Origin of the sequence: Pseudomonas sp. W2Aug9, from assembly GCF_023127755.1 — a bacterium.
Taxonomy (GTDB): Bacteria; Pseudomonadota; Gammaproteobacteria; order Pseudomonadales; family Pseudomonadaceae; genus Aquipseudomonas; species Aquipseudomonas synxantha_A.
This window is the reverse complement of record NZ_SPKL01000016.1, coordinates 37,877-54,151: the sequence shown is the minus strand read 5'-3', so window position 1 is coordinate 54,151 and position 16,275 is coordinate 37,877. Positions and strand designations below refer to the sequence as shown.

Here is a 16,275-nt window from a genome sequence, read left to right as displayed (position 1 = left end):
GCGATGCTCGCCACCCGTTTGACCCTGATCTGCCACGCCATCACCCCCCTGCAAAAACATGGGCGTTTTCCCGACGATGAGTCCGTCTCGATGGACTGGCAAAGTGCTGCTTGCTCCCTGGCCGGACGCTACAAAAAACAGCCACGCCTGCTCTGCGGCCCCGAAGCCAGGGCCCGCCAGACAGCCGGCTTGTTCGGCGCCCACGCCGAGGTTGAAGTGGCGTTGCGCGATGTTGATCTCGGTTTATGGAAAGGCCAGGACATCAGCCAACTCGATAGCCAGGAATTAAAGGCCTGGAGCGCCGACAGCACCCGCGCACCCCATGGCGGCGAGTCGGTGGATCAGCTCTGTGCGCGTGTGGGCCAATGGCTCGCATCGCTCGAAACCCACCCCGGCCATACAGTCGCCGTGACCCACCCGTTCGTGATTCGCGCCGCGATACTCTCCGTCATGCAGTTCCCGGTCTCGATGTTCTATCGGATCGACGTCGAGCCCCTGTCGGCCACTGAGTTGCGCTTCAATGGCGTGTGGCGCCTGCGCCTGGAAACTCACGCCTGACGTGCAGATCATGGCAAAATCAACGCCCCGCACTGAGAGCACCCCATGAAACGCATCCTGATCATCGGCATTGGCGCCGGCAACCCTGACTACATCACGATGCAGGCCGTGAAGGCGCTGAACCGTACCGACGTGTTCTTCCTGATGGACAAGGGCCAGAGCAAGGACAAGCTGATCGACCTGCGCCGTGAGATCTGCCAGACCTACATCACCGAGCCCGGCTACCGTTTTGTCGAGGCCGATTGCCCTGAGCGCGTACGCGGTGAAATCGACTACACCACCGCTGTGCAGGACCTTAACCGCGATAAGCAGCACACCTTCGAGCGCATGATCAACGAAGAAATGGCTGACGGTGAAGTGGGGGCGTTCCTGGCCTGGGGGGATCCTGCGCTGTACGACAGCACCATTCGTATCTTGCAGGCGATCCTGGCCAGTGGCCGGTGCGTGTTCGAGTTCGAGGTGATCCCCGGCATCACCAGCGTGCAGGCGCTGGCGGCCCAGCATAAGGTGCCGTTGAACCGTATCGGCAAGTCCGTCGAAATCACCACGGGACGTCGCCTGGCGGCGGGGCAGGCCAGTGATGCCGATACCCTGGTAGTGATGCTCGACGCAGAAGATTCCTACCGCAGCGTGGCGGATCAGGACCTGGATATTTACTGGGGCGCCTACCTGGGCACGCCTGACGAAATCCTGATCAGCGGTAAAGTGGCTCACGTGGCAGAAGAGATTGAACGGGTACGCAAGGCGGCGCGCCTGGAAAACGGCTGGATCATGGACACCTATTTGTTGCGCAAACCCTGAGGTAAATCCGATGCTCAAACAGCTTGCCCTCGCATTGGCCCTGGTGGCCGGCGCCGTTCATGCCGACACCGGCTTGCACACCGACTTGCCGTTGTCCTACCTGGAACAAACCCAGAGCGATGCGCGCAACCAGCCGCTGGTGATCTTCCTGCATGGTTTTGGCAGCAACGAGGAAGATCTGTTTGGTATCAAGGACGCGTTGCCATCCACCTGGACCTACCTGTCAGTGCGTGCGCCGCTGCCGGTGGAACCGCACGGTTATCGTTGGTTTACCAAGACTGATGAGCCTGAGTACAACGGCGAGACCGATGAACTGTTCAGCAGCGCCCGACTGATCAAGGACTTTGTGGTCAAGGCTACCGCCAAGTACCACACCCAAAGCGATCGGGTATTCCTGGTGGGGTTCAGCCAGGGCGCGATCATGTCTTACGAGGTGGCCTTGCGTGAACCCGAGTTGGTACGCGGTATCGCCGCGCTCAGTGGCAGCGTGCTACCGGTACTCAGGTCTGCGCTGAAGCCTGATGCGTCCATGGGCAAACTGGCGATTTTTATTGGCCATGGCACTTTGGACCAGGCGCTGCCCTTCAGCTCGGCCACGCAGGCAGATAAGGTGCTGGTGGGGTTGGGGCTCAAGCCGGAGTTTCATGAATACCCGGGGATGAATCACACCATCAGCGAAGCGGAAGTGCAGGACTTGAAAGCCTGGCTAGAGAAAAGCCTGAAGTAAAATGCAGTAAAAAATGTGGGAGGGGCGGTTACTTGCCGCCCGTAATCTGCTTCACCAATGCCGCATGCCCCTTCACATCATCGGCCCGGGAAATCGCCTGGATCACTAGCAGATGGTTGCCGGAACCACCCAGGAACGTGGAGTTCAAGGTCTTGCCGCCGCCCTGGGTAGCGCTGCTGTCAACCTGGCGCAGGCCCAGGCCCTTGTAAGTGAGTTTCTTCTCGCCCAGCTTCTTGAAGTCGGGCAGGGCGGCGCTCTGGTCCTTGACGAAATCGGCCACGGCACCATCGAGGAACTGCGGGTCGTTATCCTTGATGGTTGCCCCATCGTTGCGCACGGTTTCGGCGACGATCACCACACTTTTCGTTGTCGAGTTGGCATACAGCGTGCCCTGGGTATCAGCGGTGCCGTCCTCAGCCTTGCCGGAGGGCAGGGTGTCAGCGCTGTAAGCCTTGGGCAGGTTGAAGGTGAACTTGCCACCCAAGGTGGAGATTTTTTGCGTGGTTGGCTTGGCGGCAGCGAACACGCTGCCGGCGGTAAGCGCGAGGGCCAGCAGCACTGCGGTCTTGGTGAACGTGGCCATGTGGCGCTCCAGAGATGAACGAAATTGCGGCGTATTCTGTCAGAAAATTCGCAATTTCGTTCATTCTCCATGTCACACCTTGTCGGACTCTTCCTCAAGCCTGTCCATCTCAAACAAGCGCGCCAGTTCCGTACGGGCTTCCTGAGCGGTTTGCATGACTTTGGCTGCATCGTCGTACACCGCGTGTTGCGCGGCGAGCACTTGCTGGTCGTGGGTCTTGAAGCGGTTGATGCGCGCGTCGGCCTGAGCCTGGCTCAAGCCAAGGCCGACCAGGGTGCGGCGGCTCATTTCCAGGCTGGAGTAGAAGGTTTCGCGCACCGGTGAAGCGTCCAGGTCCACCAAGCGGTGTACGTGCTGGCGGTTACGGGCACGGGCGATGATCTTCATGTGCGGGTAGAGGCTGCGCACCAGAGCGGCGGTCTTGATGTTGATCTCCGGATCGTCCATGGCAATGACGAAGAATTCCGCCTGATCGACCTTGGCCGCGTGGAGAATTTCCGGGCGCTGGGGGTCACCGTAGAACACCGGCATACCGCCAAAACTGCGGGTCAGCTCGATGGTTTCCACGGAGGTGTCGAGGGCGATAAACGAAATGTTCTGCGCCCGCAGGATCCGCGCCACGATCTGGCCCATGCGCCCCATGCCGGCAATGACCACGCGGGGCGCGTCGCTTTCGATGGCGCGGTATTCCTCCGGCACTTCCACCGGCTTGACCTTGGGTTTGAACAGCTTCGGACACACCAGCAGCAACAGCGGGGTCAAGGCCATGGACAGGGTGATGGTCAGCACCAGCACATCGTAAAGGTGTGGTTCGAACAGGCCTTGGTCGCGGCCGATCTTGAACACCACGAAGGCGAATTCACCCCCGGCTGCCAGTACCACGCCGAGGCGCAAGGCGCTTTCGCGATTGAGATCGCCGACCATGCGGCCAACGGCGTACAGCAGGGGCAGTTTCAACCCGATCAACAGCAGGGTCAGGCCGATCACCACCAGCGGCGTACTGAGCAGCAGGCTGAGGTTGGCGCCCATGCCCACGCTGATAAAGAACAGCCCCAGCAGCAGGCCCTTGAAGGGTTCGATCTGGGATTCCAGTTCGTGGCGGTATTCCGAATCTGCCAGCAGCAGGCCGGCGAGGAACGCCCCCAGGGCCATGGACACGCCCACCAGCTCCATCAGCCAGGCGGTGCCGATCACCACCAGCAGCGCGGTGGCGGTGGATACTTCGCGCAGACCGGTTTTGGCGACGATGCGAAACACCGGACGCAACAGGTAGCGCCCGCCGATGATCACCACGGCGATGCTGCCCAGTACCTGCAAGCCATGGCGCAGGCCCTCGGCTTCGGTGGTTGGGTGACTGCCACCGGCCAGCAAGGGTACGAGGGCGATCAGCGGGATGGCCGCGATGTCCTGAAACAGCAGGATGGCGAAAGCCAGACGCCCGTGGGGCTGGTTAAGCTCCTTGCGCTCGGCCAGGCTTTGCAGGCCAAACGCGGTGGAGGACAGCGCCAGGCCCAGGCCCAGCACGATGGCACTGTTCCATGGCTGGCCAAACAGCCACAGCGCCACCGCGCCCATGACCAACCCAGTGAGCAGCACCTGGGCCAGGCCGACACCGAACACGGCCTTGCGCATCACCCACAGACGTTTGGGCGACAGCTCCAGGCCGATGATGAACAGCAGCAGCACCACACCCAATTCAGAGAACTGCGCCACGCTTTGCGGGTTGCCGATCAGGCCGAGTACCGACGGGCCGATGATCACACCGGCAAACAGATAGCCCAGCACCGCGCCCAATTGCAGGCGCTTGGCCAGGGGCACGGTGAGCACGGCAGCGAGCAGGAACACTACGGCCGCTTGTAACAGGTTGCCTTCATGGGGCATTGCGAACTCCATTGTTTACTTGAATCAACGGCTAACCGCAGAGGGAAATAGGGCGCTATTAGAACGCTTTTTCACATTTTGAAACTTGTATTTTTGTCGCGACAGTCAATGGATGTTGGTTGTTACCCCATTCGATCACGGGTTTTACGAAAGTATTAATACCATTTAATTCAATGACTTTTCCGTGGCTCTACTAACGTTTCGACAAACTGGATTGTTAGTCAACACGGTCAGGTATTTCGAATTCGATGCGTGTGGAAGGTTAAACCCGGGCTTTTTACGCATTCATGGACGAAACGCTTGCACCACAAGGAGTAGAACGTGGATAGAAGACTTGCGACTGCCGCTGTACCTCGTATTTCTGCGCTTTCTCTTGCTATCCGCCTGGGCGTGGCCGGTTTGGTCATGGGCTTGGCGAGCCCGGATGTGTTCGCTGCCTGTACCCCGGCAAGTCCTGCAGCCGGCGCGACGGTGACCTGTACGGGCGTGCCGTCATTGCCATTGTTCCTCAACACCTTCAGCAGCGCGGTCAACGACCTGACGGTCAACGTCAGCGCCGGAGCGCAACTCAATGCGACGCTGGGCGGCAAAGCGTTGACCCTGACGGGTAACAACGCGACGTTGAATAACTCCGGCACCATTGACCCGGCACTCCTGGGATTGGTTTCAGTGCTGAGCGGTGGCGTAGTGATCGGCAACACGGCAGCCAGCGCGTTGAACATCACCAACACCGCCACCGGCATCATGCGCGGTACCGGTGCGCTGCTGGGGCTCAACCTGGCCTCGCTCGATGGCATGGCCCTGAACGCCACCAACGGTGCAGGCGGCATCACCACCATCGTCAACAACGGCACCATCGGCTCTTCGTCCTTGCTCGGCCTGACCCTGTTCACTTCCGACACCCCAGTGGTGGCGGTGCAAGGCGGCGGGCAAGTCAACATGACCAACAACGGCACCCTGACCGGGCGCGTGGCGTTCGAAAGCTCCACCGCTGGTAACACTTTCCTCAACACCGGGACTATATCCGGCGGTGTGTCGATGGGGGCCGGTAGCACCAACACCTTCACCGCTGTCACCGGTTCAAGCGTAACGAACGGCGGCGGCATCGGCGCGAGCCTGGGCGGACTGCTCGGTGTGAACCTGACATTCGCGCCCACCGGCCAAGTGGATGGTGGCGCGCTGGGCAGCAACACCTTGATCTTGCAGAACACCACGGGTGTCGGCGGCGGTATCACGGGGACTGGCACAGCGTCGAGCGCCAACTATGTCAACTTCAACAACCTGACCATCAACAGCGGCACCTGGACCCTGCAAGGGCCTTTGGTCAGCGGCAGCACGACCCTCAATGGCGGCATTTCGCAGTTCAATAACAACACCACCTTCGGCACCGGTGTGTTGACCGCCAACGGCGGGACCATCGAGGCCACCGGCAATGGCTTGACCCTGTCCAATTTGTTGACCCTGGGCACTGGCGGCTTGACGGTGCAGGGTGCCTCGACCGGGCTGACCCTCAGCGGCGTGCTCTCGGGCGCGGGCGGCTTGACCAAGGCCGGTACCGGGCAACTGATCCTCAGCGGCGCCAATACTTACACAGGTGCGACGAACCTGGCCGGCGGTTCGGTGCAACTGGGCAATAACCTGGCCTTGAGCAGCAGCGCAGTGACGGTCAGTGCAGCCACCACCTTGCAGGCCCCCGGTACTGTGAGCCTGGGTAATGCGCTGACCCTGAACGGCAACCTGACCACCGACGTCGCCGGCGCGCTGACCTTGGGCGGTGCGATTTCCGGCGCCAGTGGGATCACCCACAGCGGTGCGGGCAGCCTGACTCTCAATGGCGTCAACAGCGGCTACAGCGGCACCACCAGCCTGGGCGCCGGCACACTGGTGCTGGGCAATAACACCGCATTGGGCAGCGGTGGCTTGAGTGTGACGGGTGCCGCGAACCTTGATGCTGGCGGTGCGTCGTTACTCACCAACAACGTGGCGCTGGGCGCCAACCTGACGCTGACCGGCACCAACCCGCTGACGTTGGGCGGGGTGATGTCCGGCGCCGGCAGCTTGATCAAAACCGGTGCGGGCCTGTTGACCTTGACTGGCAACAATACGCGCACCGGGATTACCGCGCTGAATGCCGGTGGGCTGGTGGTAGGTTCCGCTACCGCGTTGGGTTCCGGAGCATTAAATGCGGCGGCGGGCACGACCCTGGACGCCAGCACGGCCGTCACCTTGACCAATGCGGTCAACCTGGCGGGCAACCTGGGCATCGGCGGCACCGCCGATCTGACCCTGAGCGGTGGCATCAATGGTGCCGGTAGCCTGACCAAAGCCGGCGCGGCCAACCTGATTCTCAGTGGCGCCAATGGCTTCCTGGGTGGCACCACCTTGAATGCAGGCACACTGACCGTCGGCAGCAACTCGGCGCTAGGCCTTGGCGACCTGACTGTCGGCGGCGCGGCGACTCTGGACAGCAGCGCGGCGGTTGCGCTGAGCAATGGCATTGTCCTCAATGCCGGGCTGACCGTTGGCGGCACCAATGCGCTGACCCTGGGCAATACGATCAGCGGCGCGGGCCCGCTGATCAAGGACGGCCTGGCCAATCTGACCCTCAACGGCACCAACACCTTCAGCGGTGGCGCCACCCTCAATGCCGGTACCTTGACCCTGGGCACATCGGGCGCGCTGGGCAGCGGCGCCTTGACGGTCGGCGGCGCAGCCACCCTGGACAATAGCGCGGCCTTCGGGATCGGCAACGACATTGCACTGAATGCCGACTTGAGCCTCGCGGGCAATAACGACCTGGCCCTGAACGGCGTGATCAGCGGCGCGGGTGCGCTGATCAAAAATGGCCTGGCCGATCTGGCCCTGTCGGGCAGCAACACCTTCACTGGCGCCGTGGATATCCTGTCTGGCAGCGTCACGCTGTTGAGCGCCGATGCCCTGGCGGGCAGTTCCGGCGCCAACGTGGCAGCCGGTGCGGCGCTGAACCTGAATGTCGATTCCAGCCTGGCCGGCCTCAGCGGCACGGGCGACGTGGCGGTGGGCGGTGGTTTCAATCTCACCGTAGGCGGCCTGAGCACCAGCAGTACCTTTGACGGTAGCCTCAGTGGCGCGGGTGGCTTGATCAAGGTTGGCACCGGCACGCTGGACCTCACCGGGATCAACGGCATCAGTGGTAACACGGCGATCAACGCAGGCACCTTGAACCTCACCGGTTCCCTGGGCAGTGCGGTGGTTGACGTGAATAGTGGCGGCACGCTGACCGGCAGCGGTTCGCTGTTGGGTGCGGTGAATATCAACAACGGCGGGCACTTGGCCCTGGGTAGCGGAGCGACCTTATCCGCCGGCAGCTTGAACATGAGCGCCGGCGGCAATCTGGATGTGGCCCTCGGTGCACCTTCGCTGACTTCGTTGCTGAATGTCGGTGGCAATGTGAACCTGGCCGGTAACCTGAACGTCAGCGATGCCGGTGGTTTCGGTGCCGGTGTGTATCGGTTGATCAACTACACCGGCAGCCTGGCCGGCGCATTGAACGTCAACAGCGTGCCGTTGGGCTATGGCCTGGGTGACCTGTTGGTACAAACCTCGGTGGGCAACCAGGTCAACCTGGTGGTGTCGGCACCGAACATCCGCTTCTGGGACGGCAGCAACACCGTGCCCAACGGCAGTGTTGACGGTGGCAGCGGCACCTGGACGGCGGGCGGCACCAACTGGACCTCGGCCGACGGCATTCTCAACCAGACCTGGGGCGGCGGTTTTGCGGTGTTCCAGGGCGCGGCGGGTACCGTCAGCGTGGAGGGTGCGCAGACCCTTACTGGCATGCAATTCGTCACCGATGGCTACAATCTGGTCAATGGCACCGGGGGGCAATTGAGCACCGGCAGTGGCAACTTCGCGGTGCGTGTCGACCCGCTGGCAACCGCGACCATTGGCGTCGATATCACCGGGGCAGGTGCCCTGAATAAACTCGATACCGGCACACTGGTACTCGGTGGCGCCAACAGCTACACCGGTGGCACCTTGCTCAATGGCGGTACGTTGGTGGTCGGCAGTAACACCGCGCTGGGCACTGGCGCCCTGACCGCTGCGGCGGGCACTACGCTGGACAGCAATACCGCGGCAGCGCTTGGCAATGACGTCACCCTCAACGGCGACCTGAACCTGGCGGGCAGCAACGCGTTGGCGCTCAACGGCGTGATTGGCGGCACGGGCGGCTTGATCAAAAATGGCGCGGCCACTGTGACCCTGGGTGGCAGCAATACCTTCCTTGGCCCGGTGGCCTTGAATGCGGGTGGTCTGGTGCTGGCGGCCAATAGCGCGTTGGGCGCTGGCGTGCTCAATGCGGCAGGCGGTACAACCCTGGATGCAAGCACTGCGCTGAGCGTCAACAATGCAATCAACCTGGCGGGCAATCTGGGCATCGGCGGCACCGCCGACCTGGCCCTGACGGGGGCGATCAATGGCGCCGGCAGCCTGACTAAAGACGGCGCTGCCAACCTTACCCTGACGGGTGCCAATGCCTTTCTCGGCGGTACCACACTGAACGCCGGGACGCTGACCCTGGGCAATGCGGCGGCGCTGGGGCTGGGCAATCTGATCGTTGGTGGCGCCGCAACCCTGGATAACAATGCAGCCTTGACCATCGGTAACAATGCCGTCCTGAACGCGGCGCTGACCGTAGCCGGCAGCAATGACCTGACCTTGGCTGGCCTGCTCAGTGGCACTGGCGAGCTGGTCAAGAACGGCGCCGCCGACCTGACGCTCAACGGCGTCAACACTTATCAAGGCGGTACCACCCTCAATGCGGGCACCTTGACCCTCGGTACGGCAGCGGCGCTGGGTACCGGCGCTTTGACGGTCGGCGGTGCGGCCACCTTGGCCAACAGCACACCGCTGGTGCTGGCCAACGCGGTCAACCTCAATGCAGGCCTGACAGTGGGCGGTCTCAATAACAACCTGACCCTTGCGGGTGTACTGGCAGGCAGTGGTGACCTGATCAAAACCGGCACGGCTGATTTGAGCCTGACTGGCAACAACACCTTCAACGGCTTGTTCGATGTGCAATCGGGCAGCCTTACCACCGTGGGCAATGGGGCATTGGGTGTCGGTGCCGGCGTCAATCTGGCGGGCGGTACCTCCCTGAACCTGGGCGGTACCGCCAGCCTGGGCGCGCTCACCGGCACAGGGCTGGCGACAGTCGGGGCGGGCAGCACATTGAGCGTTGGCGGTAATAACCTCGACAGCACGTTCGACGGCGTATTGGCCGGGCTCGGCAACTTTGCCAAGGACGGCACGGGCGCCCTGACCCTTGGTGGCCTCAGCGCGCTCACCGGCGATACGCTGGTCAATGGTGGCAGCCTGCTCGTCAACGGCTCATTGGCCAGCGCCAATGTGAGCGTGGGCAGCGGCGCAACCCTGGGCGGCACCGGTACCTTGCTGGGCAATGTGGTCATCGCCGATGGCGGCCACCTGGCGGTCAACTCGGGCGCTACCCTGACCACCGGCTCGTTGTTGCTCAATGCCAACTCCAACCTGGATGCCGGCCTTGGCGCGCCATCCACCGGCGGTACGGCACTGGTACAGGTCAACGGCAACCTGACCCTGGACGGTACGCTCAACGTGAGTGATATCGGCGGCTTCGGCACCGGTATCTATCGCCTGATCGACTACACCGGCGGCCTGACCAACAACGGCCTGCAACTGGGCAGCCTGCCGGTGAATATCCCAGCCGCTGATCTGGACCTGCAAACCGCCATCGGCAACCAGGTCAACCTGTTGGTCAACGGCAGTACCAACGTGCAGTTCTGGGACGGCAGTCAAGTCACCGGCAACGGTGCCATCGAAGGCGGCAGCGGCACCTGGAGCGCAGGCACCGGCAACTGGACCGGCGTCAACGGCGCGTTCAATACAACCTGGGCGCCGAACAGCTTTGCGGTATTCCAGGGCACAGCGGGCACCGTCACCGTTGACGGCGCGCAAGCTATCACTGGGTTGCAGTTCGTCACGGATGGCTACAACCTGGCGGGTGGCACGGCGGGGGCCTTGACCCTGTTCAATGGCACCGGCGGCAACACCGCCGTGCGGGTCGACCCTGGCGTCACCGCGACCCTAGGCGTCACGCTCAATGGCGGCGGTACCCTGGCCAAGCTGGACACCGGCACCCTGGTACTCAACGGGGCCAACAGCTACACCGGTGGCACCGAGCTCAATGGCGGCACGCTGGTGGTCGGCAATGACAGTGCCCTGGGCAGTGGCGTGTTGACCACCGCCAATGGCACCACTTTGGACAGCAACGCTGCGGTCAACCTGGCCAACAATGTGAACGTCAACGGTACGTTGACTGTTGGCGGCAGCAACGCCTTGACCCTGGCCGGCACCGTGGCCGGCACCGGCAGCCTGATCAAAAATGGCATCGCCAACCTGACCCTCAGTGGTAACAACACCTACGCCGGGCCAACCGCACTCAACGCCGGCGCCTTGATCCTGGGCTCCAATAGCGCACTGGGCAGTGGCGCGTTGAACGCGGCAGCCGGTACCAGCCTCGACAGCAGCACCGCGGTGGCTTTGGCCAATACCCTGAACCTGGCCGGTAACCTGGACATTCTGGGGACTGGCGACCTGAGCTTGAACGGTGTGGTCAGTGGTGCCGGCGGCCTGACCAAAACCGGTGCGGGCAACCTGACCCTTAATGGCGCCAATGCCTACCTCGGTGGCACCCAACTGAACGCGGGGTCGTTGACCCTGGGCAACGCATCGGCCCTGGGCAGCGGTGCCCTGGCAGTCAATGGCGTCGCGACCCTGGATACCAGCGCTGCACTGGCCCTGGCCAATAACACCAGCCTGAATGCTGCGCTGACAGTCGGCGGCAGCAATGATCTGAGCCTTGATGGCGTAGTCGATGGCAGCGGTTCCCTGACCAAGGCCGGCGGCGCCAACCTGACGCTCAACGGCGCCAACACCTACAGCGGTGGCACAACCCTCAACGCCGGTACGTTGATCTTGGGCAACGCCACGGCTCTGGGTTCGGGCGCCTTGACCGTCGGCGGTGCGGCGACCCTGGCCAACAGCACGCCGCTGGTTCTGGCCAACGCGGTCAATCTGAATGGCGACCTGACCGTCGCAGGCAGCAATAACCTGACCCTGGCTGGGGTACTGGCCGGTAATGCGGCGCTGATCAAAAATGGCGCGGCGGACCTGTTGCTCACTGGCAATAACAGCTTCAGCGGCCCGCTGACTGTGGCCGGCGGCAGCGTGACTACGTTGGGTAACGGCGCACTGGGCAGCACTTCCGGCGTTACCGTCGGCAGCGGCGCCAGCCTCAACCTGGGCGGCAATGCCAGCCTCAACACGCTGGCCGGCAAAGGCGAGGTGCAGGTGGCGGGCGGTAGCACGCTGGCGGTGGGCGGCAGCAACCTGGACAACACCTTTGGCGGTTCGCTGGGCGGCACCGGTGGCCTGGATAAAAACGGCAGCGGTGTGCTCAACCTGAGCGGCACCAATGGCATCAGCGGCGCCGCCAACGTCAACGGTGGCACCTTGAATGTCACAGGCTCGCTGGCCAGTGGCACGGTGGCGGTCAACAACGGCGCGACCCTGACTGGCAGCGGTGCTCTTGGTGGTGCCGTGACCGTCGCCGACGGCGGTCATATCGGCCTGAACACCGGCAGCACGCTGTCGCTGGGCTCGCTGGTGCTGGGCGGCAACTCCAATCTGGATGTCGGTCTAGGCACCCCAGTTGTGGGCGGTGGTACCGGGCTGCTGAATGTCGGCGGCGACCTGACCCTGGACGGCAACCTCAACGTCACCGATATCGGCGGCTTTGGCAGCGGCGTCTACAACCTCATCAACTACGGCGGGGCGCTTACCGACAACGGCCTGACCCTCGGCATACTGCCGGGCAGCGTGGTGCCGGGCGATCTGCAAGTGCAGACCGCCATCAGCAACAAGGTCAACCTGCTGGTGACTGCACCTAACACTACTGTGCAGTTCTGGGATGGCAATAACCTGATCGGCAACGCTGCCATCGACGGTGGTAATGGTACCTGGAGCACCGGCAATACCAACTGGACCAATGTCGACGGCACGCTCAACCAAGGCTGGACCAATAGTTTCGCAGTGTTCCAGGGCGCAGCCGGCAATGTGACGGTGGACGGCACGCAAAACATCACCGGCATGCAGTTTGTCACCGATGGCTATAACCTGGCCTCCGGCACGGCGGGTGTGCTTAACCTGGTCAATGGCGGCACCGGCAACACCGCGGTGCGCGTCGATCCGAACGTGACCGCCACCCTGGGCGTCACGCTCAATGGTGCCGGTACCCTGGCCAAGCTCGACAGCGGCACTCTGGTGCTCAACGGCGCCAATGGCTACACCGGCGGCACTGCGCTCAACGGCGGCACTCTGGTGGTCGGCAACAACAGTGCCCTGGGCACCGGCGTACTGACTGCCGCGGCGGGCACCACCCTGGACAGCAACGCGGCAGTGAGCCTGGCCAATGCAGCGGTACTCAACGGCGCCCTGGCGATTGGCGGCAGCAACGCGTTGACCCTCAATGGTGGCATCAGCGGCAGCGGCAGCCTGGTGAAAAACGGCGCTGCAACCTTGACCCTCAATGGCACCAACAGCTACAGCGGCGGCACCGGCCTCAACGCCGGTCAACTGGTGCTGGGCAACAACGCTGCACTGGGCAGCGGTGCCCTGACTGTCGGCGGCGCTGCGCAACTGGATGGTGGCACTGACTTGCAACTGGCCAATGCCGTCAATCTGGGCGGCCCGCTGACCCTGGCCGGCAGCCATGACCTGGCCCTCAACGGCGTCGTCAGCGGCACCGGCAGCCTGGTGAAAAACGGCAGCGGCGCCTTGCTGCTGGCGGGTGCCAACACCTACGGCGGCGGCACCACGCTCAACGGTGGCACCACCACCGGCAACACCAACAGCCTGCAAGGCGCCATCGCCAACAATGCGGCATTGACCTTTGAGCAAGCCACCGACGGCACCTACACCGGCAACCTCACCGGCACCGGCGTACTGAACAAAACCGGCACCGGCGCGTTGCTGCTGACCGGTAACAACAGCTTTACCGGCACTACCAACGTCAACACCGGCAGCCTGTTGGTCAACGGCACCTTGAACAGCGCTGCGGTGCAAGTTGCCGGCGGCGCGACCCTGGGTGGCAGCGGCACCCTGGGCGGTGCGGTGAGCATGGCGGACGGTTCGGTGCTCAAGGCGGGCTCGGCGACCCCACTGTCGGTGGGCTCGCTGGCCTTGTCGTCGGGTACCACGCTGGACTTCGCCCTCGGCGCGCCGGGTGCTTCGAGCACTGCGGTGAATGTCGCTGGCAACCTGACCCTGGACGGAACGCTCAACGTCAGTGATGCCGGCGGCTTCGGTCTGGGCGTGTATCAGCTGTTCCGCTATGGCGGCAGCTTGGTCGATAACGGCCTTACCTTTGGCACCTTGCCCGTCGCCTTGGGCAACGTGAGCCTGCAAACCGCGCTGGCCAACCAGCTCAACCTGGTGGTGCAAAATGCCCCAGGGCAGATCCAGTTCTGGAACGGCGGCACCACCAACCCCGACGGCACCATCACCGGTGGCAGTGGCACCTGGGGCCCGGGCACCAACTGGACCGACCCCACCGGTACCCAAGGGCAGGCGTCCACCAACCAGTTCGCGGTATTTGGCGGGCAGGGCGGCACCGTGACGGTTGTCGGTAACCAAGGCTTTACCGGTCTGCAATTCCTTGACGCCGGTTACACCCTGACGGCCGGCGCTGGGGGCAGCTTGAGCCCGACCAATGCGGCGGATGGCAGCCTGGCTGCGGTGCGGGTCAACTCCGGCGTGACTGCCCAGATCGATGCACCGCTGGTGGGAACCGGTGGGATCAACAAGTTGGATTCCGGCACGTTGCTGCTGACCGGCGCCAATACCTACACCGGCGGCACTACGGTCAGTGGCGGTACGCTGGTGGGCAATACCACCAGCCTGCAAGGCAGCATCCTCGACAACGCCAGTCTGGTATTTGCCCAAAGCAGTAATGGCCAATTCAACGGCACCTTGAGCGGCACCGGTGCGGTGGTCAAGCAAGGCACCGGCGCGCTGTTGCTGACCGGCAACCAGCCGTTCAGCGGTACCGTAGCGGTGCAAGAGGGCGTGCTGCAGGTGGGTAATGCGGCCAACCCAGGCGGGGTGCTCGGCGGTCAGGTCACCGTGGCCAGCGGTGCGGGCCTGACCGGCAACGGCAGTGTCGGTTCGCTGGTCAACAACGGCTCAGTGACGCCTGACGGCGGCAAGTTAACCGTGGCCGGCAACTTCACCAACGCCAGCACGGGCGCGCTGAACCTGGTGATCACCCCATCCACCACCGGCTCCCTGGCCGTGGGCGGCACTGCCAACCTGGGCGGCACCTTGAATGTGATCAACCTGGCACCGTATGCCGGCGCGACCACCTACACCCTGCTGACCGCGGGCGCGGTCAACGGCACCTTTGCCACCACCAACCTGGAGAACCTGGCGTTCCTGACTACTGCGTTGAACTACAGCCCAACCCAGGTGGCACTGGCGGTCAGCCGCAACAACGTCAGCTATGCCAGTGTGGCGGCTACCGCTAACCAGCGCGGCGTGGCGGCGGCCTTGGGCAGCGGCGCAGCCGTCGGTGGCGCGGCGGTGCAGAACGCGTTGCTCAATTCTGACGTGGCAGGAGCGCGTGCAGCCTTCGACAGCTTGTCTGGCGAGATCCACGCCAGCACTGCCAGCGCGATGCTCGAAGATTCGCGTTACGTACGTGACGCGGTCAACGAGCGTATGCGCCAACCCGGTTGCTACCGCGAGGACGACCCACGCAATGCCCTGGCGCCGAGCGAAAACCACCTGAGCAGCGCCGGTTGTCACGGCGAGATGGTCGGTTGGATGCGCGTACTCGGCACCTGGGGCCATATGGGCGGTGACAGCAACACCGCCAAGCTGGATCGCAATCTCAGCGGCTTCCTGCTGGGCACCGACAAGCAAGTGGACGACGCCTGGCGCGTCGGTGTGGCCGCCGGCTACACCCGTAGCGACCTGGACGCCAAGCGCCGCAATTCCAGCGCCGATGTGGACAGTTATCACTTGATGGCCTACACCGCCTACCAGCAGGAAGCCTTCGCCGCACGCATGGGCGTGGCGTACAGCTGGCATGACATCGAAAGCAAACGCAACGTGGCGGTCGGCGGTGAGGGCCAACGCCTGAAAGCCGACTACAAGGCACGCAGTGCCCAGGTGTTCGGTGAAGTCGGCTACACCATTCAAACCGCCAGCGTGGCCCTGGAACCGTTCGCCGGCCTGGCCTACGTCAACTACGACAGCGATACGATCAAGGAAAAAGGCGGCTCGGCAGCCCTGCGTGGCGATGCCGACCAAAGTATTACCTACTCGACCTTGGGCGTACGCATCGGCCAGACCCTTACCTTGGGCAACGGCTCGAAAATCACCCCACGGGGCAGCATCGGCTGGCGCCATGCCTTCGGCGATACCAAGCCTGACGCCGACCTGAGCTTCATCAATGGCGGTGGCTCGTTCAGCACCCAGGGCGTGCCGATTGCCAAGGACAGCGCGGTGGTGGAGGCGGGCCTGGACTACCAGATCAGCCAGAACGGCAAGCTGGGCCTGGGCTACTCGGGTCAACTCTCGCGCAACGACAAGGACCATGCAGTGACGGTGAGTTTCTCCCTCGGTTTTTGATCAAGGCCGAGTT

The 16,275-nt window shown here is 63.3% G+C and carries 6 protein-coding genes; 4 read left to right on the top strand and 2 right to left on the bottom strand.

Translation table 11 applies throughout. The annotated features are described in order from the left end of the window. Positions 1-3: 3 nt before the first annotated feature. Genes E3O56_RS13030 through E3O56_RS13020 form a run of 3 tightly spaced genes read left to right on the top strand, consistent with a single transcriptional unit; the run spans position 4 to position 2,086 of the window. On the top strand, positions 4-558 hold the full coding sequence (locus E3O56_RS13030; protein WP_148854184.1) for a histidine phosphatase family protein: 555 nt from the start codon (positions 4-6) through the stop codon (positions 556-558). A gap of 45 nt (positions 559-603) precedes the next feature. Continuing rightward, positions 604-1,359: a precorrin-6A synthase (deacetylating) gene (cobF, locus tag E3O56_RS13025; RefSeq protein ID WP_248128383.1), complete on the top strand. Its 756-nt coding sequence runs from the start codon at positions 604-606 to the stop codon at positions 1,357-1,359. A 10-nt stretch (positions 1,360-1,369) separates the two neighbouring features. Then, positions 1,370-2,086: an alpha/beta fold hydrolase gene (locus E3O56_RS13020; RefSeq protein ID WP_032876368.1), complete on the top strand. Its 717-nt coding sequence runs from the start codon at positions 1,370-1,372 to the stop codon at positions 2,084-2,086. A 28-nt stretch (positions 2,087-2,114) separates the two neighbouring features. Here E3O56_RS13020 and E3O56_RS13015 read toward each other — a convergent pair whose 3' ends face one another. Together E3O56_RS13015 and E3O56_RS13010 are read right to left on the bottom strand one after the other, a co-directional pair. Further along, positions 2,115-2,669, bottom strand: a complete 555-nt coding sequence (locus E3O56_RS13015) for a hypothetical protein (protein ID WP_032876365.1) — start codon at positions 2,667-2,669, stop codon at positions 2,115-2,117. Between the two features lie 72 nt (positions 2,670-2,741). After that, positions 2,742-4,550: a monovalent cation:proton antiporter-2 (CPA2) family protein gene (locus tag E3O56_RS13010; protein ID WP_005787577.1), complete on the bottom strand. Its 1,809-nt coding sequence runs from the start codon at positions 4,548-4,550 to the stop codon at positions 2,742-2,744. A gap of 321 nt (positions 4,551-4,871) precedes the next feature. On the opposite strand from E3O56_RS13010, the gene E3O56_RS13005 reads away from it, so the two are divergent. Then, the gene (locus E3O56_RS13005; protein WP_248128382.1) at positions 4,872-16,262 is read left to right on the top strand and encodes an autotransporter-associated beta strand repeat-containing protein; all 11,391 of its coding nucleotides are present in this window, start codon (positions 4,872-4,874) and stop codon (positions 16,260-16,262) included. The last annotated feature ends 13 nt before the right edge of the window (positions 16,263-16,275 follow it).